Source organism: Pseudomonas sp. CGJS7, assembly GCF_036961695.1.
Map to the genome: position 1 here is coordinate 60,285 of NZ_JBAMDI010000027.1, position 24,057 is coordinate 84,341.

At 68.4% G+C, this 24,057-nt stretch carries 20 protein-coding genes; 6 read left to right on the forward strand and 14 right to left on the reverse strand.

The window, feature by feature from the left end:
• Window positions 1-77: 77 nt before the first annotated feature.
• From fis to prmA, 3 genes are all read right to left on the reverse strand, one after another.
• Window positions 78-350: a DNA-binding transcriptional regulator Fis gene (fis, locus tag V7787_RS18055; protein WP_031370276.1), complete on the reverse strand. Its 273-nt coding sequence runs from the start codon at window positions 348-350 to the stop codon at window positions 78-80.
• 119 nt (window positions 351-469) lie between these two features.
• A complete protein-coding gene (locus tag V7787_RS18060) occupies window positions 470-1,624 on the reverse strand; it encodes a DUF3426 domain-containing protein (RefSeq protein ID WP_336088895.1) in 1,155 nt (384 codons plus the stop codon).
• A 27-nt stretch (window positions 1,625-1,651) separates the two neighbouring features.
• Window positions 1,652-2,572 (reverse strand): 50S ribosomal protein L11 methyltransferase, encoded by a 921-nt coding sequence (gene prmA / locus V7787_RS18065; protein ID WP_336088896.1) that lies wholly within the window; start codon window positions 2,570-2,572, stop codon window positions 1,652-1,654.
• Between the two features lie 109 nt (window positions 2,573-2,681).
• Between prmA and V7787_RS18070 the strand changes: the two genes are divergently transcribed.
• The 3 genes from V7787_RS18070 (at window position 2,682) to V7787_RS18080 (ending at window position 5,436) form a co-directional block, all read left to right on the forward strand.
• Window positions 2,682-3,704, forward strand: a complete 1,023-nt coding sequence (locus V7787_RS18070) for a hypothetical protein (protein WP_336088897.1) — start codon at window positions 2,682-2,684, stop codon at window positions 3,702-3,704.
• Between the two features lie 242 nt (window positions 3,705-3,946).
• Complete coding sequence (locus V7787_RS18075) at window positions 3,947-4,969, forward strand: hypothetical protein (RefSeq protein ID WP_336088898.1); 1,023 nt, start codon at window positions 3,947-3,949, stop codon at window positions 4,967-4,969.
• On the forward strand, window positions 4,966-5,436 hold the full coding sequence (locus tag V7787_RS18080; RefSeq protein WP_336088899.1) for a hypothetical protein: 471 nt from the start codon (window positions 4,966-4,968) through the stop codon (window positions 5,434-5,436). Before V7787_RS18075 ends, V7787_RS18080 begins: the two co-directional genes overlap by 4 nt.
• A gap of 143 nt (window positions 5,437-5,579) precedes the next feature.
• Here the strand turns inward: V7787_RS18080 and V7787_RS18085 are convergent, their stop codons facing one another.
• The 4 genes from V7787_RS18085 to aroQ form a co-directional block, all read right to left on the reverse strand.
• The gene (locus V7787_RS18085) at window positions 5,580-6,860 is read right to left on the reverse strand and encodes an efflux RND transporter periplasmic adaptor subunit (RefSeq protein WP_336088900.1); all 1,281 of its coding nucleotides are present in this window, start codon (window positions 6,858-6,860) and stop codon (window positions 5,580-5,582) included.
• Between the two features lie 1,027 nt (window positions 6,861-7,887).
• Window positions 7,888-9,255, reverse strand: coding sequence for an acetyl-CoA carboxylase biotin carboxylase subunit (gene accC, locus V7787_RS18090; RefSeq protein WP_336088901.1), 1,368 nt, complete (start codon window positions 9,253-9,255; stop codon window positions 7,888-7,890).
• A 10-nt stretch (window positions 9,256-9,265) separates the two neighbouring features.
• Window positions 9,266-9,748 (reverse strand): acetyl-CoA carboxylase biotin carboxyl carrier protein, encoded by a 483-nt coding sequence (gene accB / locus V7787_RS18095; RefSeq protein ID WP_336088902.1) that lies wholly within the window; start codon window positions 9,746-9,748, stop codon window positions 9,266-9,268.
• A 63-nt stretch (window positions 9,749-9,811) separates the two neighbouring features.
• Window positions 9,812-10,252 (reverse strand): type II 3-dehydroquinate dehydratase, encoded by a 441-nt coding sequence (gene aroQ / locus V7787_RS18100; RefSeq protein ID WP_336088903.1) that lies wholly within the window; start codon window positions 10,250-10,252, stop codon window positions 9,812-9,814.
• A gap of 351 nt (window positions 10,253-10,603) precedes the next feature.
• Here aroQ and V7787_RS18105 point away from each other — a divergent pair, with 351 nt between their 5' ends.
• Window positions 10,604-10,792 (forward strand): hypothetical protein, encoded by a 189-nt coding sequence (locus V7787_RS18105; RefSeq protein ID WP_336088904.1) that lies wholly within the window; start codon window positions 10,604-10,606, stop codon window positions 10,790-10,792.
• A gap of 18 nt (window positions 10,793-10,810) precedes the next feature.
• Here V7787_RS18105 and V7787_RS18110 read toward each other — a convergent pair whose 3' ends face one another.
• The 4 genes from V7787_RS18110 to V7787_RS18125 all read right to left on the reverse strand — a co-directional run bounded on the left by V7787_RS18110 (window position 10,811) and on the right by V7787_RS18125 (window position 15,114).
• Window positions 10,811-11,350 (reverse strand): TlpA family protein disulfide reductase, encoded by a 540-nt coding sequence (locus V7787_RS18110; protein ID WP_336088905.1) that lies wholly within the window; start codon window positions 11,348-11,350, stop codon window positions 10,811-10,813.
• A gap of 83 nt (window positions 11,351-11,433) precedes the next feature.
• Window positions 11,434-13,977, reverse strand: coding sequence for a protein-disulfide reductase DsbD (gene dsbD / locus V7787_RS18115; RefSeq protein ID WP_336088906.1), 2,544 nt, complete (start codon window positions 13,975-13,977; stop codon window positions 11,434-11,436).
• Window positions 13,974-14,339 carry a divalent-cation tolerance protein CutA gene (gene cutA / locus V7787_RS18120; protein WP_336088907.1) on the reverse strand — a complete coding sequence of 122 codons (366 nt, stop codon included), beginning with the start codon at window positions 14,337-14,339 and terminating at the stop codon, window positions 13,974-13,976. The genes dsbD and cutA overlap by 4 nt, the downstream gene beginning before the upstream one ends.
• Before the next feature lie 100 nt (window positions 14,340-14,439).
• Window positions 14,440-15,114, reverse strand: a complete 675-nt coding sequence (locus V7787_RS18125; RefSeq protein WP_336088908.1) for an SH3 domain-containing protein — start codon at window positions 15,112-15,114, stop codon at window positions 14,440-14,442.
• 240 nt (window positions 15,115-15,354) lie between these two features.
• On the opposite strand from V7787_RS18125, the gene V7787_RS18130 reads away from it, so the two are divergent.
• On the forward strand, window positions 15,355-16,782 hold the full coding sequence (locus tag V7787_RS18130) for a virulence factor family protein (protein WP_336088909.1): 1,428 nt from the start codon (window positions 15,355-15,357) through the stop codon (window positions 16,780-16,782).
• Here the strand turns inward: V7787_RS18130 and mprF are convergent.
• Window positions 16,710-19,412: a bifunctional lysylphosphatidylglycerol flippase/synthetase MprF gene (gene mprF / locus V7787_RS18135; protein WP_336088910.1), complete on the reverse strand. Its 2,703-nt coding sequence runs from the start codon at window positions 19,410-19,412 to the stop codon at window positions 16,710-16,712. The two genes, V7787_RS18130 and mprF, sit on opposite strands and share 73 nt — an antisense overlap.
• A 286-nt stretch (window positions 19,413-19,698) precedes the next feature.
• The gene (locus V7787_RS18140) at window positions 19,699-20,628 is read right to left on the reverse strand and encodes a LysR family transcriptional regulator (RefSeq protein WP_336088911.1); all 930 of its coding nucleotides are present in this window, start codon (window positions 20,626-20,628) and stop codon (window positions 19,699-19,701) included.
• 103 nt (window positions 20,629-20,731) lie between these two features.
• Here V7787_RS18140 and V7787_RS18145 point away from each other — a divergent pair, with 103 nt between their 5' ends.
• Entirely contained in the window at window positions 20,732-21,742 is a 1,011-nt protein-coding gene (locus V7787_RS18145) for a zinc-dependent alcohol dehydrogenase family protein (RefSeq protein WP_336088912.1), read from the forward strand.
• A 203-nt stretch (window positions 21,743-21,945) separates the two neighbouring features.
• Here V7787_RS18145 and V7787_RS18150 read toward each other — a convergent pair whose 3' ends face one another.
• On the reverse strand, window positions 21,946-23,766 hold the full coding sequence (locus tag V7787_RS18150; protein WP_336088913.1) for an endonuclease: 1,821 nt from the start codon (window positions 23,764-23,766) through the stop codon (window positions 21,946-21,948).
• Window positions 23,767-24,057: the final 291 nt, after the last annotated feature.

Below are 24,057 nucleotides of genomic sequence, written 5' to 3' on the forward strand. Positions count from 1 at the left end.
CCGCGAGCCGCCGTCGGCCAGCAAAAAGCCGGGCATTGAACCCGGCTCGATGTCTGTCGGCAATTGGCCCGCGCGGCTTATTCCAGCCCGTACTCGCGCAGCTTCTTGCGCAGCGTGGCGCGGTGGATGCCCAGCATCGCCGCGGCGCGGCTTTGGTTGCCGTCGCAGTGTTGCAATACCTCGGCGAACAGCGGGATTTCCAGCTCGCGCAAGGCGATTTCGTAGAGGTTCTCGGTGCCGCTGCCGTTGAGGTCGCCCAGGTAACGCCGGATCGAAGTCGCCACATGGTCGCGCAACGGAACGCGGGGTCCGGAGCGGGCGGCTTCGTTGCGGTCGTTGAGTGCGTTCAAGTGCTTCCCCGTAGCAGGTTTCCGTCGACCGTATGGACACTGCGCGCACCGCGCGGCGCCGACGGGAGGGGGAGTCTAGCGCGCCGGGGTCGCGGCAGACAACGCGACGGCGCGATATTTCAGCGGAAATCGAAAGTGAACGCGACCACGTGCGGCGCGGGTTCGAGCACGTCGAACTGCACCGCGGCGCTTTGCCCCGGCGCGATCAATTCCTCGGCCCGATAACCCTTGCGGTAGTCCTTCGGAGAGAACGCGCGCTGACCGACCTTCCGGCCATCCACGTCTTCCAGGCTCAGCAGCAGGGTCGGCCAGGGTTGCGGCCAACGCGCGTCGTTGCGGAATCCGGCGGAAACGCGCAGCACGCCCGCGCGCTCGGCGACCGGCAGCACATTGCGGTTGAGCATGGTCAGCGCGGTCGGTTCGCGCCACGGCGGAATCTGGCACGGCAGCACCCCGCACAGCGCGGCGAGCGTCGGCCGCCAGCGCGCGTCGGCGGCGAGTTCGTCGCGCTGCGCCAGCAGCAATTGCAGGCTCAGCAGCGCGACCAGCGCGAGGATCGCCGCCACCGCGCTCCAATGCGGACGCGATGGCGCGGCGGCGTGGGCGCGCGCTTGCTGGCGGGCGAAACTGGGCGCGCGGCGCGCGGCCGACACGGCGGTTTCGGATTTGCCGTTGCGCGGCGGCGTGCGTTTGGCGGGGCGCGCGGCAGGCGCGGTCTGTGCGCTCAGCGGCGGCAGCGGCGGATCGGGTGTTTGGTTCGGTGCCGGTGCGGGTGCGCGATCTTCGGCTGCGTCGGCGAGTTCGGCGGAGGTTTGCGCGGCGTCCTCGGGTGTATCGACCGGTGCGGGCGTCGCGACGTCGCGGTCGGAGCCGCCATCGTCGGCATCCGCGCCCGCATCGGCTTTCGCCGCGGACGCCGCTGCGGCGGTTGCCGCGTGGTCGGCAGCGGCGGGCGCGCTCGCGCGCACCGAGGCGACGGTCCCGGCCTTGCGCAGTTCGCTGGCTTGCGCAGTGGCGACGCTCGGCGCGGTTTCGCTGCGAGCGGCTGCGGCCGGGCTATCGGCTTGGGTTTGGGTTTCTGGTGCCGTCGCGGCGTCGTCGCTCGCCGCCGGCGCGGCCATCGGAACCGACAGGGCGATGGTGCCCGCGGTTTCGCCGGCCTCGGCGGTGTCGCCTTGCAACGCGCCGCCGCAACGCGGACAGGCCCGGGTCGGACCGTCCTTGGCGACGATCAGCGCGACCAGATATCCGCAATGAGGGCAGGCGAGGAACATTCGGCGTATTCAACCATGCCGCCGCGCTCAGCGACGACGCACGCCTGTGACGCGGATCCAGTCTTCGAGACGGTCGGCGCGCAGCTCATCGAAGTCGCCGGCGTAGCGCGCGAGCACTTCATCTTCCTGGCCGGCCAGAATCCCCGACAGCGCGATGCGTCCGCCCGGCGCGACCCGCGCGGCCAAGGTGTCGGCCAACGCGATCAGCGCCGAGGCGAGGATGTTGGCGACCACCACCGGATACGCCGCGACCGGTTCGTCCTGCGGCAGATGCACTTGGATCCGCGCGCCCACGCCGTTGCGTTCGGCGTTGTCGTGGGTGGCGATCAGCGCTTGCGGGTCGTTGTCGACGCCGACCGCGTGGGCGGCGCCGAGCTTGAGCGCGGCCAGGGCGAGGATGCCCGAGCCGCAACCGAAGTCGAGCACGCGCCGGCCTTCCAGTTCGCCTGCGTCGGCCAGCTGGTCCAGCCAGGCCAGGCACAGCGAGGTGGTCGGATGGGTGCCCGAACCGAACGCCAGGCCCGGATCCAGGCGCACCACCGCGGCTTCGGCGTGGTCGGCCTGCTCGGGCAGTTCGTGATTCCACGGCACGATCCAGGTGCGGCGGCCGAACTGCAGCGGCGCGTACTGATCCATCCACGCGCGTTCCCAGTCCTGGTCCTCGACCTGACGGAAACGCACCTGGGTCCAGTCCAGGCCGGGATCGAAGGATTCCAGCGCGGCCAGCACGATCAGCGCGTCGGTGTCGTGCGGGAACAGCGCGCTGAGCACGATCGACTGCCACAGCGGGGTTTCGCCCACGCCCGGCTCCAGGATCGCGTGCTCGTTGCTGGTGTCGGCATCGGCGTCGAGCATGGTCACCGCGAGCGCGCCGACATCGTCCAGCGCGGCCTCGAAACGCGGTTGTTCGGCTTCGCTGCAGCGCAGGGTCAGTTCGAGAAAGGGCATGAGGGCGCGGGGGCCTGGTTCGAAAGCGGCGGCCATTATTGACCCGTTTTGCGGCGATCAGATAGCGTTCGCCGGTCCGCGACCCGCCGGAACCATGGAGCCTCACGCAATGGAATCGCAAACTCGCCCGTCCTCGAACCGCCTGTTGCCGCGTCCCGCGCAGCGCTGGGCGGCGCTGTCGCTGTTGTGCCTGAGCGCGGCTTGTTCGCGGGAATCCGAGGCTCCGCAGGCGCCCGCTGCCGCCGCCGCGGCGCCTGTCGTGGCAGCGCCGGCCGCGCCGACGGCAACCGCGGAGGCCGCGGGGTTCGCGGTGCAGGGCGAGGTCGACAGCCTGCGCCTGCAGGCGCTGAGCGAACTGCCCGCCGCGCCGACAGCGGCAGCCGATGTCGAGGCCGATCCCGATTGCGCCAAGCCGCCGGGGTCGGAGGAGGCGCGCGCGGCGGCCAAGCAGGGCTGGCGGATCGTCGAAGAATTGAGCTGGAAGGACTACCGGGTGCTCGGCGTCGCCGCGGCGCCGGCGCGCGCGGCCGGCATCGGCTGCATGGCCGGGGGCGGACGGGTGTTGTTCTTCCGCGACGGCCGGCCGGTGGCTCAATTGCTGGACCCGCAAGCCGACCCGAGCCAGGCCGACAGCGGCATCCAGAGCGTGTTCCTCGACGACGACGCCGACCCGAGCCCGCGCGAGGGCGCCGGCGAGCTGCGCATCGGCGATTGGGCGACCGAACGCGCGCGGGTCCAGGTCGAGGGCGCGGGATTGCGTCTGGCCGCGCTGCCGGAGACCGACCGCTACTGCGACGGCCACGCCGTGCTGCCGCGGGTGGAAAGCGTGGCGCTGCCGCAAGCGCGCGAACGGCTGCTGGCGCGCGGCTGGAGCGCCGATGTGCCCAAGCGCGAGGGCGATGGCGAGTTCCTGAGCGGGCTGATCGGCGCGGGTTATCCGGAAATCGAGGATTGCTCGGGCACCGGCCAGGGTTTTTGCAGCTTTCAGTACCGCAATGCCGCCGGCGACCGTCTGCGCCTGATCACCGCCGGCGAGTTCGGCCCTGCCGAAGAGGGCGCGCAGGGCACGTCCTGGCCCACGGCCCGGAATGCCCAGATCGCGTGCGCCGGCACCCAGGCGAACGCCGGGTAAGCCGCTAGAGGTGCCGGAGGCGGCCGAGCGCGTTCAGCGTTGCTCGCCTTAAATGGTGATGGGCGGCACGGTTAATCTGGACGCAGGCATCCGCCCGGCGCTTGACTTATCATGGCTGCCTTAACGCTGCGCCGACCGCCTCCGATCCGGCCTGTCTGCCGGCCCGGTGGGGCCAAGGCCACGTCCGCGACGGCGGTGTTGCCGTCGCTCCGCCAGCTTCAGGGTCACGAGTCACGCGCTTGATGTCCGATGCCTACAGCTCCGGCTATCCGCAGAATCCGCGCCTCACGCGCGCGGGCTTGCGCGTGAGCGGGCGGATGGTGGCCGGTCTGGTCGGTCTGGCCCTGCTCGCCGGCGCCTTCGTCTACGCCGGCCGGCGCGAACCGCAAGCCCTGGCCGATGCCGGGCAGCCGGAGATCGGCGGCTCGCCGGTCGCGCGCGCGGGCCAGGCGCTGCCGCAGAGCGGGATCGGCGGCGACGGCTCCGCCACTGCCGCGCCGCGGCGCAAGGCGCGCATGCCGGCGCAATCGCCATTGCGGCAGCAGTTCGAACAGGCGCGCGATCTGTACGCCTATGCGCAAAGCCTGCGGTCGCGCGCCGACGCCGGCGAGCCCGAGGCGATCTGGCTGCTGACCCGGGTCTACGACTACTGCGCGAACTATTCCAGCGCGCCGGTCGATTACGGCAACGACACCCGCGCGATCGCGGCGATGAACATGCGCAGCTCCAAGGCGATGGCGGCCGCGCGCACGCGGGTGAGCGAGCGCTGCGCGCGCTTCGTGCCCGAGGACAACCTCAATTTCCCGATGATCCTGGTCAAGCGCGCCGAAGCGGCCAAGGCCGGCAGTCTGGCCGCCGAGGCCTCGCTGCTCGCCGCCGGCAAGCCCTTGGAGAAGACCGAGGACTACCGCACCAATCTGGTCGACCGGGTGGTGCGTTCCAAGGATGCCGACGCGTTCTCGGCGCTGGCGCCGGTGATGGGTTTGGCCGCCAACGGGCGCAGCAGCATCGGCTCGGCTTACAACCGCGTCGCCGGCACCCAGTTCGCGGAACTGGCCTGGCAATTGGCGGCGTGCGAACTGGGCCAGGACTGCAGTCCCAAGGGCTCGTTGATGACTTCCTACTGCGCTAACGGCGGGATTTGCTCGCAGGATCCGCAGCAGGGTTTCGAAGATTTCGTTTACGACGCGGCGATCCCGCGTCAGGGGGCGGATGTGGTGCAGCAGATGGTCGATTCGCTGACTGGCGAAGAGAGGATGCAATGAAACGCGAGCACTTGATAAACACGGCCAAGGTCGGGTTCTGGGCGCTGTTGCTGAGCGCTTACTCGGTCGGCGCCGCCGGGGTGATGATCGACGTGTTCGGAGCCGATTACCGCGAGCTCGGCCAAGTCGCGGTGACCTCGGTGGACTCCAGGTCCGAACAGCGCTCGTTGAGCGCGGCGCAGATCGCGGCGGTGTACCGCGCCCAGAGCGGCGCGCCGTTCTCGTCGCTGCCGCCGGGCAGCACCTTCAAGGTGGTCTGGCCCGACGGCTCCAGCGAGTACGTGATGGTGGTCAGCCCGTCGTCCAGCGGCGGCGTGCAGCCGATTCCGGGCACCCAGGTCAGCGCAGCCGGCAAGACCAAGAACAAGGGCAAGGGCGCGGACCAGCCGCGCAATGTACCGGGCGCGGCCGAACTGACCGAAGCCGATGTGCAGGAAATGGCCACGTGGATGGACGCGGCGAATTGATCGCCGCCTCGGCCGTGGCCGCGAAACGATGCGCGCCGAGTGCGGCGCGTCGCGGCGGTGTGTGCCGCCGCTTGGCTGCGCGATAGTCGGCCGATTCGTTTGCCGCGGCGGCGAGGCGGCCGTGATGGAATCCGCGCTCGGGCTCAGAGCCCCGACAACTGGACCGTCGCTTCGTTTTTGAACTGATCGCTGCCGGAGACGACGATGCGCTCTCCCGGCTGCAGACCTTCGAGAATTTCCACGTTGCTCAGACTGCTGACGCCGGTGCGGATCGGCCGGCGGGTGGCGACGCCGTCGACGACGACGTAGGCGCTGGTGCCGCCGGACTGTTCCAGGAACGGCCCGCGTTCGACCATCAAGGCGTTGCGGCGGGTATCGAGCACGATCCGCGCGCTCAGGCGCTGGTTCTGGCGCAGGCCGGGCGGTTGCTTGTCCTTGAAGCGCAGGCGGCTGACCACTTCGCCGGCGACCACTTCCGGCGACACCGCCGAAATCTGCGCGGCGAAGGGCTCGCCGGTGCCGCTGGTGATCTGCGCCGGAATGCCGATGGCCAGGTCGCGGGCGAAGCTTTCGGGCACCTTGATCTCGACCTCGAACACGCTCAGGTCGACCACGCTCAGCACCGGATCGTTGATCGCGACATTGGCGCGCTGGGCGACTTGAACCTGGCCGACCTGGCCGTCGAACGGCGCGCGCAAGGTCAGTGCGTCGACCTGGCGCTGGGCTTCCACCGCGATCGCGCGTTGGCGATCGGCCAGCAGGCGCTTGTTGCGCGCGTCCAGGCTGGCGCTGCGGCCCTGGCGGCCGATGTCGTCGCGGGCGTGGCTCAGGCCGATGTCGGCTTTCTTCAGATCGTCCTGGGCCTTGGCCACATCGACCTTGGCCACCGCGCCGCCGTCGAAGGCGCGCTGGTAGCGTTCCAGATCGCGCTGCGCGGCGACCCGGTCGATCTGGGCTTGGTCGAGCAGCTTCTGCGCGGTGGAGCGGGCCAGTTCGCCGTCGAGTTCGGCGCGGCTGGCTTCGGCTTCCAGGCTCGCCAGAGTGGCTTGTTCCTGGGCCAGCTTGCTGCGCAGCTCGGGGCTGTCGATTTCGGCCAGCACCTGGCCCTTTTTGACCACGTCGCCGGCGACGACTTTCAGATCGACCGAACCGCCGGCGATGGCGTACAGCACCGGGCTGTTGGCGGCGATGACCCGGCCGTCGGCGGCGATGTCGCGGACCAGATCGCCGCGCTTGACCTCGGCGATGCGCAGGCGCTCGCTGGAGACCGAGCGGCCGGCTGCGCTCCAGCCCAGCAACAGCCACCCCGCCAATCCCACCGCCGCGACGCCCGCGCTAATGCTGAGCAGCCGATTGCGGCGCCGGCGGCCGTCCTGGGCGGAGGCGACGGGGCGATCCTGGGCGGAGGTGTCGCGGATGCTCATCCTTGGCGAATCCAGATCGATGCTGCGGTGGAGTCCTGGCGATTTTTATACAGGCGCCGGCTGGGCGCTGCCAAGCGTGCGCTTTGGCGCGGCGGCGCGGCGTGTGCCGGACGTCGCGGTTTCGATGAGTGTCGGCTGAGTGGTGAGGATGAACGCGGGTGGGATCGCGGTTGTAAGCATCGGCTGGGCAATCGGTTGTCCAGAGGCGGCGATGCGGTTGCGCCGAACCGGCCGCTCCAAAACTTCCCTTTCGTACCAGCCACTTCGAAACTTCCTTTCCGTACCAGCCACTCCAAAACTTCCTTTCCGTACCAGTCACTCCGAAACTTCCCTTCCGAACCAGCCACTCCGAAACTTCCCTTCCGTACCAGCCACTCCGAAACTTCCCTTCCGTACCAGCCACTCCGAAACTTCCCTTCCGTACCAGCCACTCCGAAACTTCCCTTCCGTCATTCCGGCGAAAGCCGGAATCCATTTTGATTTTGCTCCGCTATCCCGTCGCCCGGCGCAAAGTCGCTTTGGTCTGGCTGGAAAGAGCCAAGTCAAAATGGATTCCGGCTTTCGCCGGAATGACGATGGGAAGGTTTTGACGCGGCTGGAAAGAGCCAGATCAAAATGGGTTCCGGTCTTTCGCCGGAATGACGGTGGGAAGGTTTTGACGCGGCTGGAAAGAGCCAGATCAAGATGGGTTCCGGCTTTCGCCGGAATGACGATGGGAAGGTTTTGACGCGACTGGAAAGAGCCAGATCAAAATGGATTCCGGCTTTCGCCGGAATGACGGTGGGAAGGTTTTGACGCGACTGGAAAGAGCCAGATCAAAATGGGTTCCGGCTTTCGCCGGAATGACGGAGCGGAGGTTGTCGGAATGAGGATTGCGTGGTCGACGGAATGAGGGGGGGCGCGATGACGATCGGCTGCATGCGCGATGTCGCCGGGGATTCCGGGCAACCCGCGCCGGCAACAAAAAACCCCGCCTCGCGGCGGGGTTTTTGTTTGCAACGTCGCCTGGCGCGCGGCCGCAGCGGAATCAGACGATCGAGATCGTCTTCTCCTTCTGCTCCTTGAGCCGCTTTTCCAGGTAATGGATGTTCATGCCGCCCTGCTGGAAGCCGGCATCGGACAGGATGCGCTGCTGCAGCGGGATGTTGGTCTTGATGCCGTCGACCACCATCTCGCTGAGCGCCACGCGCATGCGCGCGATCGCGGTGTCGCGGTCGGGGCCGTGCACGATCAGCTTGCCGATCATCGAGTCGTAATTCGGCGGCACCCGATAGCCTTCGTAGATATGGCTGTCGACGCGCACGCCGGGGCCGCCCGGTGCGTGGAAGTGGTTGATCGGGCCCGGGCAGGGCATGAAGGTTTCAGGATCTTCGGCGTTGATGCGGCATTCGATCGCATGGCCGTCGAGGACGATGTCGCTTTGCTTGATGCTCAGCTTGCGGCCGGAGGCGATCATCAACTGCTCGCGCACCAGGTCGATGCCGGTCACCAGTTCGGTCACCGGATGCTCCACCTGGATGCGGGTGTTCATTTCGATGAAATAGAACCGCCCGTCTTCGTACAGGAACTCGAACGTGCCCGCGCCGCGGTAGCCGATGCGGATGCAGGCTTCAACGCACACCCGGCCGATCTCGGCGCGCTGCTCCACCGTGATGCCCGGCGCCGGCGCTTCCTCGACCACCTTCTGGTGGCGGCGCTGCATCGAGCAATCGCGTTCGCCCAGATGGATGGCGTTGCCCTGGCCGTCGGCGAGCACCTGGATTTCCACGTGACGCGGGTTTTCCAGGAATTTCTCCATGTACACCATGTCGTTGCCGAAGGCGGCCTTGGCTTCGGACTTGGTGGTCTGGATGGCGGCGTTGAGATGGGCTTCGGTGTGGACCACGCGCATGCCGCGACCGCCGCCGCCGCCGGCGGCCTTGACGATGACCGGGTAGCCGATCTCGCGCGCGATCTTGATGTTGGCGGCGTTGTCGTCGCCGAGCGGACCGCCGCTGCCGGGCACGCAGGGCACGCCGGCGTCCTTCATCGCGCGGATCGCCTCGACCTTGTCGCCCATCAGGCGGATGGTCTCGGCGCGCGGGCCGATGAAGATGAAGCCCGATTGCTCAACGCGTTCGGCGAAGTCGGCGTTTTCGCTGAGGAAGCCGTAGCCGGGATGGATCGCCTGGGCGTCGGTGACTTCGGCCGCGGCGATGATCGAGGCCATGTTGAGATAGCTCTCGCTCGACGGTGCCGGCCCGATGCAGACCGATTCGTCGGCCATGGCGACGTGCTTGAGGTTGCGATCGACGGTGGAGTGCACCGCTACCGTGCGGATACCGAGCGCGTGACAAGCGCGCAAAATACGCAGCGCGATTTCGCCTCGGTTGGCAATAACGACCTTATCCAGCATGGGCGCGGCCTCAGCCGATCACGAACAGCGGCTGATCGAACTCGATCGGCTGGCCGCTTTCGGCCATCACCTTGAGCACGGTGCCGGAGACATCGGCTTCGATCGGATTGAACATCTTCATCGCTTCGATGATGCCCAGGGTGTCGCCGGCCTTGACCGTCTGGCCGACCGCGACGAACACCGGCTTGTCCGGCGCCGGCGAGGCGTAGAAGGTGCCGACCATCGGCGCGCGCACGACGTGGCCGTCGGGCAGGTCGTTGACCGGCTTGGCGCTGCCGCCGGTGGCCGCCTCGGTCGGCGACTGCATCGGCATCGGCTGCGGCGCGCGCTGTTCCGGCGCGGCCGCGTAGACCGGCTGCGGCGCGGCGACCGCGTAGCCGCCCTTGGGCGTGCGGGCCAGGCGTACCGATTCTTCGCCTTCCTTGATCTCGATCTCGGCGAGGTTGGATTCCTCGAGCAGGTCGATCAGTTTTTTGATTTTGCGCAGGTCCATGGAGCGGGCCTCAGATGTGGATCTTGGATGCGGGCCGCGCGGGGCGGTCCGGACGATGGGGGATCAGGGTGTCAGCCGCTTGATCGCGGCCTGGAGCGCGTAGCGGTAGCTGTCGGCGCCGAAGCCGCAGACCACGCCTACGGCCAGGTCGCTGAAATAGCTATGGCGGCGGAAGTCCTCGCGGGTGTGCGGGTTGGACAGGTGGATCTCGATGAAGGGGATCGCGACCGCGGCCAGGGCGTCGCGGATGGCTACGCTGGTGTGGGTGAAGGCGGCCGGGTTGATCAGGATCAGCGCGGTGCCGTCGGTCCGGGCGGCCTGGATGCGGTCGACCAGGACGTGCTCGGCGTTGGACTGCAGGCTGTCCAGGGCGTGCCCCGCGGCCTGCGCGCGCTCGCTCAGGTCGGCGTCGATCTCAGCCAGGGTGGTACGGCCGTAAACCTCCGGCTCGCGCGTGCCGAGCAGATTGAGGTTGGGGCCGTGCAGGACCAGGAGCTTGGCCATCGGGACCGGACGGTTGCCTTCAAAGGGCGGCAGTTTGCGCGATGGCTGCTCAGCTGTCCAGGAGTTGCCCGCCAAATCGGCGAAGTTGTCGCGATTTAAGCGGTTGTTTGAGTGGCAGCTCTAACTGTCCGCATGATCGCGGTGGCAAACGGATTTTGAGCACCCGATCGCAACCGTTGGCGACAGATGGGTCGCGGCCGGCGAGTTCGGTAGCTGAACGCTATTCGAGCATGGGCAGATGACGGGTGTGCGGACCTGGGGTTACTTGGGGGTGCGCAGGCGGTCACGGACTGGGGCGAAGGCCGCGCTGGCCGACTGGGGCGGCTAAGAGCCGCTAACGAACCGGGCCACTTGCCCGCCGTCATTCCGGCGAAAGCCGGAATCCATTTTGATTTTGCTCTGCTCGTCCGGAGCCGTTTTGTAGTTGCTCTGAAGCTGAAGTCAAAATGGATTCCGGCTTTCGCCGGAATGACGGTGGGGGTGGATTCCGGCCTTCGCTGGAGTGACGGTGGGGATAGGTTCGGGCTTTCGCCAGAATGACGGTCGGGGGGGGCAGGCTCAATCCACCCAGCCATCGATCTCGCCTTCCTCGAACGGCCCGATCCGCTGCTTGAGCAATTTGCCGTCGGCGCCGATCAGCACCGTATAAGGCAGCACGCCCTTGGGATTGCCCAGTTGCACCCCGGCGTCGCGCGGTCCCGGGGTTTCCAGCACGATCGGATAACCGACCGGCACCCGTTGCAGGAAGGCGGCGACGTCGGCGGCGTTGTCCAGGGCGATGCCGACCACCTGGGTGCCCTTGTCGCCCTGCGATTGGGCGTAGCGGTTGAGTTCGGGCATTTCCTTGATGCAGGGGCCGCACCAACTGGCCCAGACGTTGATCAGGATCGGCCGGCCGGCGTAGGCCCGCGGCAGCTCCAGCGGCTTGCCGTCGAGGTCGGGCAAGCGCAGCGGCGGCATCGGCTGGCCGCGTTCGGCCACGGCCAGATCGGCCGGCGGCTTCGGCGCGTCCCGGGCGAATTTTTCCTGCAGCACGCGCTGGCCCAGCTCGGTGCGCTGGAACCAGCCGCCGCCGTTGACCACTTGCCCGGCGAGCACGCCGAGCGCGCCGGCGGCGACGGCGATGGCGACGATTTTGATGGCGGACGGAATCGCGATGACGGTGTCTCCCGGGTGCCTGCTCAGCGCGCCGCGTCGCGTGCGCGCTGGGCGCGTTGGGCGAACTCGGCGGCTTTTTCGAAACCGACCAGGCGCAGCTCGCGCCGCTCGGCGCCGTGCGCGTAGTACAGCGTCATCGGCGGGCCGATGATGCCCAGCCGCTTCATCAGCGCCTGATCGATGTCATCGTTGGCGGTGACGTCGGCCTTGAGCAGGACGAAGCCATCGAGCGCTTGGTGCACCGCGGGTTCGGGGAAGGTGTACTTCTCCATCTCCTTGCAGGCCACGCACCAGTCGGCATAGAAATCCAGCATCAGCGGCTGGCCGGCGGCCTGGGCCGCGGCGATTTCGCGGTCCAGGTCCTGGTTGGATTTGATCTTGCGGAACGGCAACTCGGCCGGATGCGCCGCCGCGCCGCCGCGCAGGCCGGCGAGCGGGCGCAGCGGATCGCTGCCGCCGGCCAACGCGCCGACCACCTGGCTGGCGCCGAGCAGACCGAACAGCAGCGCGAACAACCACAGCAGCGCGCGCGGGCCATCGCCGCCGGCTTTCTTGGCGGTCAGTGCCAGCATCACCGCGGTGCCCAGGGCCAGCGCGCCCCACAGCGCGAGCGTGACCGGGCCCGGCAGGATCCGCGCCAGCATCCAGATCGCCATGCCGATGAAGATCAGGCCGAACACTTGCTGCACCGCGACCATCCACGGCCCGCTGGTCGGCAAGCCCTTGCCGGCGGCGACGCCGAACACCAGCAACGGCGTGCCCATGCCCATGGCGAGGATGAACAACACCAGCCCGCCGAACAGCGGATCGCCGGTCTGGCTGATGTACAGCACCGCGCCGGCCAGCGGCGGCGCCACGCAGGGGCCGACGATCAGCGCCGACAACGCGCCCATCACCGCCACGCCGGCCCACGAGCCGCTGCGCTGGCGATTGCTGACTTCGCTGAGCCAGTTGCGCAGGCCCGAGGGCAATTGCAGTTCGTACAGGCCGAAACTCGACAGCGACAGGCCGATGAAGATCAGCGCGAACAGCACGATGACCCAAGGGGTCTGGAACAGGATCTGGATGTTCGACCCGGCGCCGAGCAAACCGACGATCACGCCGGCGACGGTGAACACCAAGGCGTTGGCCAGCACGTACACCAGCGACAGCGAGAACGCGCGGCGCGCGCTCAGGCCCGGGCCCTGGCCGACGATCAGGCCGGAGAGAATCGGAATCATCGGCAGCACGCAAGGCGTGAACGCCAGCAACAGGCCGAGGCCGAAGAACGTCAGCAGCGCCAGATAACGATTGGGGCCGGCGAGCGAAGCGGCCAGCAGGCTGTCTTCGGCTTGCGCGGGCGCGCTGCCGGTGGCGGCTGCGGGTGCCGCGGTCGCGCCGGGCGGCGCGGCGGTCGCAGCGGCATTCGTATTCGCGATGTTGGCGGCCGCGTCGGTGGTTGCGACGTCGGCGCTCGGCGCAGCGGTCGCATCGACGTTCGCGCTGGCAACGTTCGCGGTCGCATCCGCGCTGGGCGTTGCGTTCGCGGCGACGGGTTCGGGCTTGGCCGCTTCGACCGCGACCAACGTGCCCTTGGGCAGATCGACGCTGATCTTGCGGGTCATCGGCGGATAGCAGATGCCGTCGGTCTGACAACCCTGGAATCCCGCGGTCAACACGATCTTGCCCGCATCGACGGTCTTGCGGATCAACGGCAACGGCACATCGATCTGATCGAAGAACACGGTGACGTCGCCGAAGTGCTCGTCGCGGTGCGCGGTGCCGCGCGGCCATTGCGGCTTGCCGACGGCGATGTCGGCGCGATCGGTCTTCAGCGAGGTCTTGTCGCGGTACAGGTAATAGCCGCGCGCCGGAGTGAAGCGCAGCAGCAAGGTGTTTCCGTCCTTGGCGATGGCTTCGAAACCGAACGCCTGCTCGGGCGGCAGCGGCAACGCGTCGGTGGCGCCGCCGGGAGCGTTGTTGCGCGGCGCGGTCAGCGGCGATGAGCCGCCCAGCAACGGGTTGGACGCGCCGATGCGATTGCCGAATCCGGACAGCGGCGTCGCTGCGGGCACCGGGTCCACCGCGGGCGCCGGGTCGACGCCGCCCGCCGCGCTGAGGCCGGCGCCGGGCAGCGCCACCGTCAGCGTGCGCGTCTGCGGCGGATAGCACACGCCGGCTTCGGCGCAGCCTTGGTACTTCACCGTTACTTTGGTGCTGGCGGCGCTGGCCTTGCCGGGCAGGGTCGCGCTGACGTCGTGGTGGTAGGTCTCCACATCGCCGAAGAATTCGTCGCGGTAGGCCTTGCCCTTGGGCAGTTGCAACGCCTGCGCGGCGAAGCCGGCATCGGTCTTGGCCGAGATGCGGTGGCGGTACAGGTAATAGCCCTTGGCAACCTTCCACGAAATCGCGATGCGGTCCGGCGCCGAGGCCTGCGCGCTGAGGACGAAGGCGTCGTCGACCGGCAGCAGGTCTTTTTCGTCCACCGCCAGCGCGGGCGCGGCGGCGGACAGGCCGAGAACGGCCAAGGCCAGAGCGGCGACGCCGCGCAGTGCGCGCCGGCCGCGGAATGCGGGAAGAAGGGTCATTGGTCGGGAGTCTGTTCGTTTACCCATCGCATGTACGGCTCGGAGACGTCCCGCGGTTCGACCACGATCATCTCCGGCAGTTCATACGGATGCAGTTGCGCCAATCGCTGCATCGTCGCGGCGTAAACCGTGACGCGGGTCTTGATCAGCAGTTGGATTTCGCTGGCGCGCTCGATTTTGCCCTGCCAGCGGTAGACCGAGGTCGCCCCGGGAATCTGGGTGACGCAGGCCGCCAACTGCTCCTCGACCAGCGCCTGGGCGATGGCGTCGGCGCTGGCCTGATCGGGGCAGGTGGTCAGCAACAGCAGGGGCAGGGTGTCGGAGCGCATGGCCCCAGTGTAAGCGGGCGGCGTCTCGGGCATGGCGGCGGTGCGGCGATCGGTGGCAGTCCGTACCGGCCTGTGCGGACCGGCCGGAGCCGACTTTGCCGCTTGTGTGCGTTGACGCGAGCGCCGTCGCGGCTCAAACGCCGTCGCAGCTGGTTTCCTGGATCGCGCAGATGCGGTTGACCCAGGCGCGCATTCGGCCTTTCTCGACCCCGGCGCGCGCGGCCGGCGCGATCTGCAGCGCCGACGGCTCGCCGGTCTCGCCCGACCACGGCCCGTACTCGACCAAGACCCACTGGCCCTTGCAACCCAGCAGCCGCGCATGTTCGACGAAGCTGTCGCTGTCGAAACCCGCGCCGTCGGGGCCGCCGATCACCACCGGCGCGGCCGCATCGGGGCGTTGCCGGCCGGCGGCGGCCTGCGACTTCACCGTGAGCTTGCGCCCGCTGACCCAACCGCTGCCCTTGAACATCGGCCGCTGCGGCCCTTCGATCAGCGCGTCGTTGTCGCGTGCACCCTGGATCTTGAACCAGCCGTTGTCGCCGGCGACCACCTCGACCTCGACCATCGCCCGGATCGGCGATTCGTCCTGGCTGTGCCGCACCGGCGGCAAGCTGCCGAGCACCTTGTGCCCGGTGCCGGGCCCGGCGCGGACGTTGAGCCCGGCCGGATCGGTCTCGGCGACGAAGGCGCCGAACGCGCAGGCGCTTTCGCCAGTGGGTGCCGGAGCGACCGCAGCGGTTTGCGCGGGCGACGGGAGGCTGGCGAGCAGCAGCGTGGTGGCGAGGGTGAGTGCGGCCGTGCGTGGCATGCGGACAACTCCTGTATCGCGGGGCGTTGTGCTCGGGTCCGGTGTCGATCGTTGCGGCGATGGAGCGAGGCTGCGCCAGCATAACGTCAGCGGCGAACGGTTTGCGTTGCAGCACGACGGCCGAGTGCGCCCATCGAGGATGGCGAGCGCTTGCCGTCATCGATTTCCGCAAGCGAACCTCGCGCAGGACATGCTCTGCACGCCATCGCGGGTATAAGGTGGCGCATCCGGGAGAACCGCATGCTCGCTTCGTTTCGTCTTCGCGCCGCCATGGCGGTTGGTCTGTGCGCCAGCGCCGTCGCGCCGGTGCTCGCGGCCGCGCCGCAACCCTCGCCGCCGGTCGCCGGCGAGATTTCGCATGGGCGTTTTCAGCACACGCCGGTGCGTTTGCCGCAAGGCGAAGTCCAGCGCTTCGTGCTGTGGTTCGCCGACGGGCCCGACGACGCGCGGCGCAAGGCGCGGGTCGAGGCGTTGGTGGCCGATGGGGCGATGGTGGCGGTGGTGCCGGTGCGTGCGCTGGAGGATCTGCTCAACAAAGACGGCGGCCGCTGCAATTTTTCGTCCGGCGACGTGGAGAATTTCTCGCGCTTCGTCCAGGCCTATTACCGTTTGCCGACCTATCACCTGCCGTTGTTGATCGGCGACGGCGAAGGCGCCGCGTTCGCTTATGCGGTGGCGGCGCAAGGCGATGCCACGTTGTTCGCCGGCGCGGTCGCCGACGGTTTCTGCCCGCGTTTGCGGATACCGCGCGCGCTGTGCGCGAACGGCGCGCTCAAGCTCAGCGGCGAAAACGACGGTTTGCGCCTGCAGCCGGCGCCGTTGGCGTTGCCGTTATTGGTGGCCGCGGCGCCGGCCGCGCATGCGCAATGCGAGGCGGCGACGGTCGACGGCTTCGTCCAGGCGATCCCGCAGGCGCGCCGCTTCGCCCGCACCGCCGCCGGCGATGCCTGGCCGGGGCTGCGCGCCGCGCTCGGTGTGCTCGGCGCGCAACGCCACGCCAGCCTGCCGCCGCCGCCGGCCGATCTGAAAGGTCTGCCGATCACCGAAGTCGCCGCGGCCGAAGGCGGCAACGCCGATACGTTCGCGATCTTCGTTTCCGGCGACGGCGGCTGGGCCGATTTCGACAAGAGCGTGGCCGCGCGTTTAAGCCAGGCCGGGGTGCCGGTGGTCGGGGTGGATTCGCTGCGTTACTTCTGGACGCCGCGCACGCCGCAGAGTTTCGCCGTCGATCTGGACCGCATCGCGCGTTACTACAGTGCGCGCTGGAAGCGCGAGAAGGTGTTGCTGATCGGTTTTTCGCAAGGCGCCGATGTGTTGCCGGGCGCGTACAACCAATTGCCGCCGGCCACCCGTGCGGCGGTGCGCGCGACCGCGTTGATTTCGCCCGGCGTCAACGCCGAGTACGAATTCCATCTGTCCAACTGGATCGGCAACAGCGGCAAGGGCTTGCCGATCGCGCCGCAGATCGCGCGGATGCCGGGCGCGCGCGTGCTGTGCCTCTACGGCGGCGACGACGGCGACGCCTTATGCCCGAAATTGCCCAAGGGCGCGGTGTCGGTGGCGAAGATGCCCGGCGATCATCATGTCGGCGGCGATTACGACGGCGTGGCCGCGCGGGTGCTGTCGGCGGCGGGCATCGCGACCGCGGCGAGGTCGGCGTCGCCCTGAGCCGGCGGCGCGCGGTCAGGGAAGTGGGCGGTGCCGCGTTCGTGTTCGTCGTGGCGGCGCGGGTCCAGCGAAATCAAGCGGGTCACGTCCAACAACGCGGTCGGCAGGTGCATGCCGCCGGGCGCGGCCAGATAACGCGGGCGCCAGACCGGGTCGAACTTGGCCTTGAACCGGCGCAGGCCGACGAAGCCGTAGAAGCGTTCGCCATGGCGCGCGATCAGATTGGCGAAGCGGTTCCAGCGCCCGGCCAGGCGATGCTGCGCCAGCCCCGACAACGGCGCCATGCCCAGGCAGAAGCGCTCGTAGCCGTGTTCGCGTCCCCACATCAACAGTTCGGCGAACATGAAATCCATCGTGCCCTTGGGCGCGTCGGCGGCGTGGCGCATCAGGTCGACCGAGAGCTCGCGGCCGTTGGTCGCGGTCCACAGATTGGCGAAGGCGACGATCCGGCCTTCGTGCTCGATCAGGGCCAGCGGCAGGCGCTTGAGGTAGTCGGGATCGAAGCTGCCGAGCGAGAAGCCTTTTTCTTCGCCGGACTTTTGTTCCAGCCAATCGTCGGAGACCGTCTCCAACACCGGCAATAGCGCTTCGACTTGCTCGGCCGCGGCGATGCGGAAACTCAGCCCCGAGCGCTTGCCGCGATTCCACGCCTGACGCAGATCGGCGCGGGTCGGGCCTTGCAGGTTGAAGTCGGTCAGCGGCACCAGCGCTTCTTCGCCCAGCTTGACCAGGGTCAGGCCGAGATCGAGATAGGTCTGCCAATGCTGTTCGCCGACTTGGTAGAACACCGGACGCACGCCGAGCCGGTCGGCTTCTTCGCGGAAGCGCCAGATCAGCGCGCGCGCCGCGTCCGGCGGGCCGACCGGGTCGCCCATCGAAATCAGCGAGCCGCCGTAGCGCTGCATCATCACGAAGCCGCGTTGTTGTTCGTCCAACAACAGCGCCTTGTCGCCGGTCAGCGCCAGATGCGCCTGACTGTCTTCGGCCGAGGCCAGGATCGGGCGGATGCGCGCCAGTTGCGCCTCGTCCGCGCTCGGCAACGGCGCGCGCGCGGCGTGCAGCAAGCGCGCCAGACCGAACGCGACCACGGTCAGGCTGACCAGCAACATCGCCCGCAGCGCGCGCGGCGCATTGCCGGAGACCAGGAACTCCCACCACAGCTCGTTGCGGTATTCGACGTGGCTATAGGCGAAGAACAGCAGCCAGATCGCCGCGATCAGCACCAGGCCCAGATTGCGCAGCCAGCGCCACGACCAGGCTTCATCGAGCAAGGCGCCCTGGCGATAGAACTCGCGCCGCGCCGCCCACAACGCCACCGCCACCAACGGCGGCGCCAGCGCCAGCAACCAATGCCCGCCGCGCAACCACGACGGCAGCGGCAGCAGCACGCACACCGCCAACGCCAGCGCCCAGGCGGCATGGCTGCGGCGTTGCAGGCCCTGGCCGATCAACAGCAGGCCGACGCCGCCGAGGCTGGCCAGCAATTGCGAGGTTTCGATCAACGACAGCGGCGCACCGACCAGGCGATGGCGCGGCTTGGGCAAGGTGCCGTCGAGAATCAGCGCCGCGCCGAGCACGAACGCGGCCAACGCGATCACGTGCGGCAACCACGGCCGGATCGCCAGCCACGCGGTGCGCAGCGCGCCCGCGCGCCGCGCCACCGGCCCGCGCGCGGAGCCGAACAGACCGAGCAAGGTCGCCAACACCAGCGGCGCGGCGTAGTAGACGATGCGATACGCCACCGCCGCGGCCAACAAACTGGCCGGCGCCACGCCGGGCAACAGCTTGAGCAGGCTCCATTCGAACACGCCGATGCCGGCCGGCACGCTCGACACCAGACCCGCCAGCACCGCGACCAGATACAGCCCGACGAAGCCGACGAAGCCGGTCGCCGATTCGGCCGGAATCGACGGCGCCAGCAACACGTACAGCGCGCCGCCGGCCAAGGCCAGCTCGATCACGCTCAGCGCGGTGACGCTGAGCACGGTGCGGCGATCGGGCAGCCACAGCGCGTGCCCGCGCAAGCGCAGGGTGCGGCCTTCGCGGCCGAGCGCGAACAGCAAGCCCAGAAAGGCGATGGCGATGCCCGCGCCGACCGCGCGGATCGTGGCCTCGCTCAACGGCAACAGCAGCGCCGCGGGCGCTGGTTCGAACACCAGGGCGCAGGCCAGCAGCACCCAGGCGCCGAACACGAAACCCAAGGTGCTCATCAGCACCACTTGGCCGATGTCGGCCAGCGACAGCCCGGCCGCACCGTAACCGCGCAGACGCACCGCGCCGCCGGTCAACGCGGCGAAGCCGAGGGTGTGCCCGACCGCGTTGGCCAGGAATGCGGTGACGATCAAGCGCAGCGGTTTGACCTTGCTGGCGTTGCGGCGCAGGCCGATCGCATCGAATCCGACCAGGCAGGCGTAACTGGCCAGACTCAGCGCGAACGCCAGCGCGATCCGCGCCGGATCGATCTGCTGGAAGGCGTGGCGGATCGAGCGGTAGCCCTGCTCGGTGAACTCGCCGGCGAGCGCGTGCAGGGCCAGGGCGAGGATCGCCAGGCTGGCGAGCATCGACAGCGCGCGGCGCCAGGGTGGGGTCGGGCGGTCGGCGGGGGAAGCGGGAGGGGCTGGGGTAGTCATCGGTGCGGGGCGCGGGGATGGTGAAGCTTTCAGCAAATGGCGCGAAAACGGAATGAGGGGCGGGTGTTTGGCGGGCTGCGGTTAAGAGCAAATCCCCCCTGGCCCCCCTTTTTCAAAGGGGGGAATCCTTCGGGTGGGGATGATGCGATCGGGTGGGGGCGATGCGATTGGATGGGCGGCGCGGCGTCGATCGGTGCCCCCTTTGCAAAAGGGGGCAAGCGCCCGGCATAAGCACGAAGCGCGAGCATCCACAGGCGCGGGGGATTTGCTCCACCCGCGCGCCGACCTAACCCGCGGCCGCAGCAATCACCCGATCCCAAACCGCCGGTTGCCCGATCGTCTCTTCGAGAAAATCGATGAACGCCTCAACCTTGCGCGGCCGGTACTCGCGCCCCGGATACACCGCGTAAATCCCGATCGCGACCAGACTCCAATCCGGCAAAACCTCCACCAACTGCCCCAACGCCAACTCCTGCGCGACCGCGAACGTAGCGGTCTGCAAAATCCCGCCCCCGCGCACCGCCGCATCCACCAGCGGCAGGCCGTAATTGGCCTTCAACCGCCCGCGCACCGGCACCCGCAGCGGTTCGCGTTCGCCCTGGAATTCCCAGGTCGGGGTGTCGCGGAACAAGGTGTAATGCAGGCAGTCGTGGTCGATCAATTCGTGCGGCGACGCCGGCGCGCCGTGTTGGCGCAGGTACTCGGGCGAGGCGACCAGGATGCGCCGGGTCTGGGCGATGCGCCGCGCCACCAGGCGCGAATCGCTGAGCGCGCCGATCCGGATCGCCGCGTCGAAACCGGCGCCGATCAGGTCGACGAAGCGGTCGTCGAATTGCAGGTCCAGGCCGATGCCCGGATGGCGCTGCATGAAGTCCGGCAGATGCGGGATCACGTACAGCCGGCCGAAGTTCATCGGCAGCGACACCCGCAACTCGCCGCGCGGCTGCTCGGACAAGTCGTGCACGCGTTCGCCCGCGGCCAGGATCTGGGCCAACGCCGGCGCGACCTCGGCGTAATAGTGGCGGCCCGATTCGGTCAGGCTCAGCCGCCGGGTCGAACGGTTGAGCAGCTTGGCGCCCAGCCGCGCCTCCAGGGTATTGAGCCGCCGGGTGATCGCCCCCGGGGTGACCTGCAACTGGCGGGCCGCGGCGGTGAAACTGCCGTGCTGGAGGATGGCCTCGAAGGCTTCGAGTTCGGAGTACAGGCCGCCGATCATTATTGAGACATTCTCAATGATGAGTTGTCTCGTTGATCCTATATCAAGGATAGGCTCAACAATAGCCTGTGCATCCCGACCCCATGCTCCCAGGAGCCCCGTCATGGATGCGTTCCAGCTGCAAGGCCTGACCCTCGACAGCCTGCGCCGCGTCGACTTGCCCGAACCCCAGCCCGGCCCCGGCCAGGTGCGGATCCGGGTCGCCGCGGCGTCGATCAATTACCGCGACTACGCACTGGCGACCGGCCGTTATCAGCCCGAGCTGCCGCGACCGTTCGTGCCGCTGTCCGACGGCGTCGGCCGGATCGAGGCGCTGGGCGCGGGCGTGAGCGATTTCGAGATCGGCGAGCGGGTCGTCGGCCACTACACGACCCAGTGGCTGGACGGCCCGTTCCGCTCCGGAAACCACCTCAGCAAACTCGGCGGCCCGCTCGACGGCTGGCTGGCGCGGTCGATCGTGCTGCCGGCCGATTCGATCGCCCGGGTACCGGCGTTTCTAGACGACGCCGAAGCCTCGACCTTGCCGGTGTCCGGGCTCACCGCCTGGAGCGCGCTGCGCAAGCTGCAACTGCAGTCCGGCGCGAGCGTCTTGGTGCAGGGCACCGGCAGCGTGTCGCTGATGGCCTTGCAACTGGCCGTCGCGCGCGGCTACCGGGTGATCGCCACCACCAGCGACGCGGCCAAGGCCGAGCGCTTGCGCGCACTCGGCGCGCAGGAGGTGATCGACTACACCCAGCGCTCCGACCTCGCCGCTGCGGTGCGCGAACTCACCGACGGGCGCGGCGTCGACGGCATCGTCGACGTGGTCGGCGGCCAGCAGTTTCTGCAACTGTTGCAGGCGGCGGCCGATAACGCCCACATCGTGGCGATCGGCTTCCTGCAGAGCATGAACGTCGACGGCAATCTGATCGGGCCGCTGATAAGCCATCAGCTCAATATCCACGGCATCAGCGTCGGCAGCCTGCAGGACTTGCGCGAGTATCTGCGTGAGGTCGAAGCTCACCGCATCCGCCCGGTGGTCGGCGCGCGGTTTTCGTTCGAACAGGGCGCCGAGGCGATCGCTTCGATCGCCAAAGGGCGCGAGGTGGGTAAGCCGGTGGTGGTGTTCGATTGAGCGTGGTGGGTAGGCGAGTGCGCGGAATTCAGGGCATCGCCGCGACAGGGCTGTGAAGTCTCTGGATCCCCGCGTTCGCGGGGATGACGAGCAAAGGCATGAACTTCGCGCATACGCCCGCGATCAAGCTCCCAGCAGGGCAACAAAAAACGAAGGCCCGCAAACGCGGGCCTTCGTCGTATCGCATCAAAAAAGCCGACCGCTTACGGAATCAACTGACAGCTCGACGGCTTGGCCGAGTTGAACAGCGACGCCGTCGCCCATTCCGGATGATCGATGAACGGATTGCGGTTGCCCTGGAAGCTGAAGATCACTTCGTTGCGCGCCTTCTCCGCCGCATCCGGCGGATCGGCCTGGTGCCACGACAGCAGCGTGGTCAACAGACCCATGTATGCCGGCGAGGACGAAGTGATGACGATCTTGCTGCGGTCGTCGGTCAGTTCCAGATCCGGTTCGCTCTGGCCGTTGTTGGGATCGGTACCGCCTTCGTAACGGATCGCCATGTACAGCACCGCGCGCGCCATGTCGCCGCGACGCTTGCCCCAGACCTGGAACGAGCCGGCGTTGCCGTCGGGCGTCTTGAACCAGTTGGAGTTGCCCGGGTACACGCCGCTGCCGCCGCCGCTGCCGTTGTTGACCTCGGTGACGCGCTCGGAACAGCCGCTCGACAACGAGCAGTCGGCGAACGGCTTGTTGCCGCGGTCGGCGTTGTAGCCGGCGTCGGTCAGGTACAGCATGTGGGTGTCGGTGTACGGCGCGTACGGCAGACCCAGGTTGCCGGTGGCGCTGCCGAAACCGAGCGAGTTCGGCCAGGTGTGCTCGCGGTTGTACTTCACGCCGCTGCCGCTGCCGGCGCGGTCGGTGACCTTGACGAAGCTGCGGTTCTTGTACGCGTCGAGAATGCGGCCGGAGTTGTTCGGGTCTTCGTCGGCGATTTCCAGAATCGTCCAGGTGTTGGTGGTGCCGCCGCTGTACGGATAGACCGTGTGGCCCTTGATGGTTTCGTGCAGCGAGCAACGCAACTGGCTCGCGCTGCTGGTGTTGACGTGCGCGTAGTAACCGGTCGGCGTACCGCCGCCGCTGGCGACGTTGAAATTGACCACGGTGTTGGCGGCCGGGGTGGCGCCGCCGGCGTCGGTGACCTTGCTCGCCACCACGGTGAGGGTGCAGGCCTCGCCGGCATGCAGCGCGGTGCCGGTGGAGGCGGTGATCGCGGTGCCGCTGGACGGGTAGGTCAGCGCGACCGCGCCGGTGGTGGCGCATTGCAGGGTCAGCGCGCCGCTGGCCAGGGTCACCGCTTCGCTGAAATTCACCGACACGTCGCCGGCGGCCGGGAAGTTGGTCGCGCCGTTGCTCGGCGTGGTCGAGCTCACGCTCGGCGGCGTGTTCGGGTTCGATCCGGTGAAGGTCTGGTTGTTGTTGCACGCGCCGAAGGTCTGCGTGGCCGAACTCTGCCAGGCGAACTGCGAGTACGCGCTGCCGTTGCCGGACAACTGCAACGAGGTGCCGGCCGCGGCCGAGCCGGATTCGGACACCGGCAGGTTGGTGCTGGTCTTGCCCGAGGCCGGGCCGTTGCTGGCGGTGATCTGGCCTTCGTAGCTGAGGAACTGCACCACGTTGCCGCTGCCGTCGACCAGAGCGAAGCCGTCGTTGGGGCCGTTCTGGATGCCGTTGGTGGGGTAGCTCAGGACGGCGATGCGCGCACTGCCGCTACCGCAGGTCACCACGCTGCCGGCCGGGACCAGGTCGTTGTCGTAGGTGGTCGCCGCCGACGGGGTGCTGCCGTTGTAGAGGTAAACGCGGTAGTTGCTGAGCGTTTCTCCGGCCGTGGCGACGACCTCGATGCGCTCGCCGACGTCGCCCGATGAGGTGGCGTCGTCGTAGTGGAATTCGTTGATGAACACGGCGGCCGAGGCCATCGACGGCAACAGCGCGGCGATGGTGAGCGACAGGACGCCGGCGCGGCGTGCGCGTTGCGCTCGCTCAGACAGCGGATTGCTACGGCCAATGACGGACTTGGGCATCGATTCTGCTCCTTGTGAGTGGCATCGCGCGGTCGCCGGACGGCGATCTTCGGCGCGATTCGTGCGCCCTCCCCAGGGCGCATACGGTCGAGTCTAGTCGGGCCGTGTGACAGTGCCGGCCGGGGCCCGACCGGCGGCGTGCCGAAACAGAGACTGGCGTCGCGCTTGCGAGTTGCAATCGCGACAGCCTGCGGACAGGCGGGCGCCAGTTGATCGATAGCTGGGCGACAGGTTGAGGACAGGTGCGCGGGAATGGGCCGGGGCGTGCGTCGTCGATCCGCTTTCCGGGGG

Excerpts from the sequence above, each read along its gene's own strand:
- V7787_RS18060 (WP_336088895.1), bottom strand. The coding sequence starts at position 1,624 with ATGTTCCTCGCCTGCCCTCATTGCGGATATCTGGTCGCGCTGATCGTC.
- prmA (WP_336088896.1), bottom strand. The coding sequence starts at position 2,572 with ATGCCCTTTCTCGAACTGACCCTGCGCTGCAGCGAAGCCGAACAACCG.
- V7787_RS18070 (WP_336088897.1), top strand. The coding sequence starts at position 2,682 with ATGGAATCGCAAACTCGCCCGTCCTCGAACCGCCTGTTGCCGCGTCCC.
- V7787_RS18075 (WP_336088898.1), top strand. The coding sequence starts at position 3,947 with ATGTCCGATGCCTACAGCTCCGGCTATCCGCAGAATCCGCGCCTCACG.
- V7787_RS18080 (WP_336088899.1), top strand. The coding sequence starts at position 4,966 with ATGAAACGCGAGCACTTGATAAACACGGCCAAGGTCGGGTTCTGGGCG.
- V7787_RS18085 (WP_336088900.1), bottom strand. The coding sequence starts at position 6,860 with ATGAGCATCCGCGACACCTCCGCCCAGGATCGCCCCGTCGCCTCCGCC.
- accC (WP_336088901.1), bottom strand. The coding sequence starts at position 9,255 with ATGCTGGATAAGGTCGTTATTGCCAACCGAGGCGAAATCGCGCTGCGT.
- accB (WP_336088902.1), bottom strand. The coding sequence starts at position 9,748 with ATGGACCTGCGCAAAATCAAAAAACTGATCGACCTGCTCGAGGAATCC.
- aroQ (WP_336088903.1), bottom strand. The coding sequence starts at position 10,252 with ATGGCCAAGCTCCTGGTCCTGCACGGCCCCAACCTCAATCTGCTCGGC.
- dsbD (WP_336088906.1), bottom strand. The coding sequence starts at position 13,977 with ATGACCCTTCTTCCCGCATTCCGCGGCCGGCGCGCACTGCGCGGCGTC.
- cutA (WP_336088907.1), bottom strand. The coding sequence starts at position 14,339 with ATGCCCGAGACGCCGCCCGCTTACACTGGGGCCATGCGCTCCGACACC.
- V7787_RS18125 (WP_336088908.1), bottom strand. The coding sequence starts at position 15,114 with ATGCCACGCACGGCCGCACTCACCCTCGCCACCACGCTGCTGCTCGCC.
- V7787_RS18130 (WP_336088909.1), top strand. The coding sequence starts at position 15,355 with ATGCTCGCTTCGTTTCGTCTTCGCGCCGCCATGGCGGTTGGTCTGTGC.
- mprF (WP_336088910.1), bottom strand. The coding sequence starts at position 19,412 with ATGACTACCCCAGCCCCTCCCGCTTCCCCCGCCGACCGCCCGACCCCA.
- V7787_RS18140 (WP_336088911.1), bottom strand. The coding sequence starts at position 20,628 with ATGATCGGCGGCCTGTACTCCGAACTCGAAGCCTTCGAGGCCATCCTC.
- V7787_RS18145 (WP_336088912.1), top strand. The coding sequence starts at position 20,732 with ATGGATGCGTTCCAGCTGCAAGGCCTGACCCTCGACAGCCTGCGCCGC.
- V7787_RS18150 (WP_336088913.1), bottom strand. The coding sequence starts at position 23,766 with ATGCCCAAGTCCGTCATTGGCCGTAGCAATCCGCTGTCTGAGCGAGCG.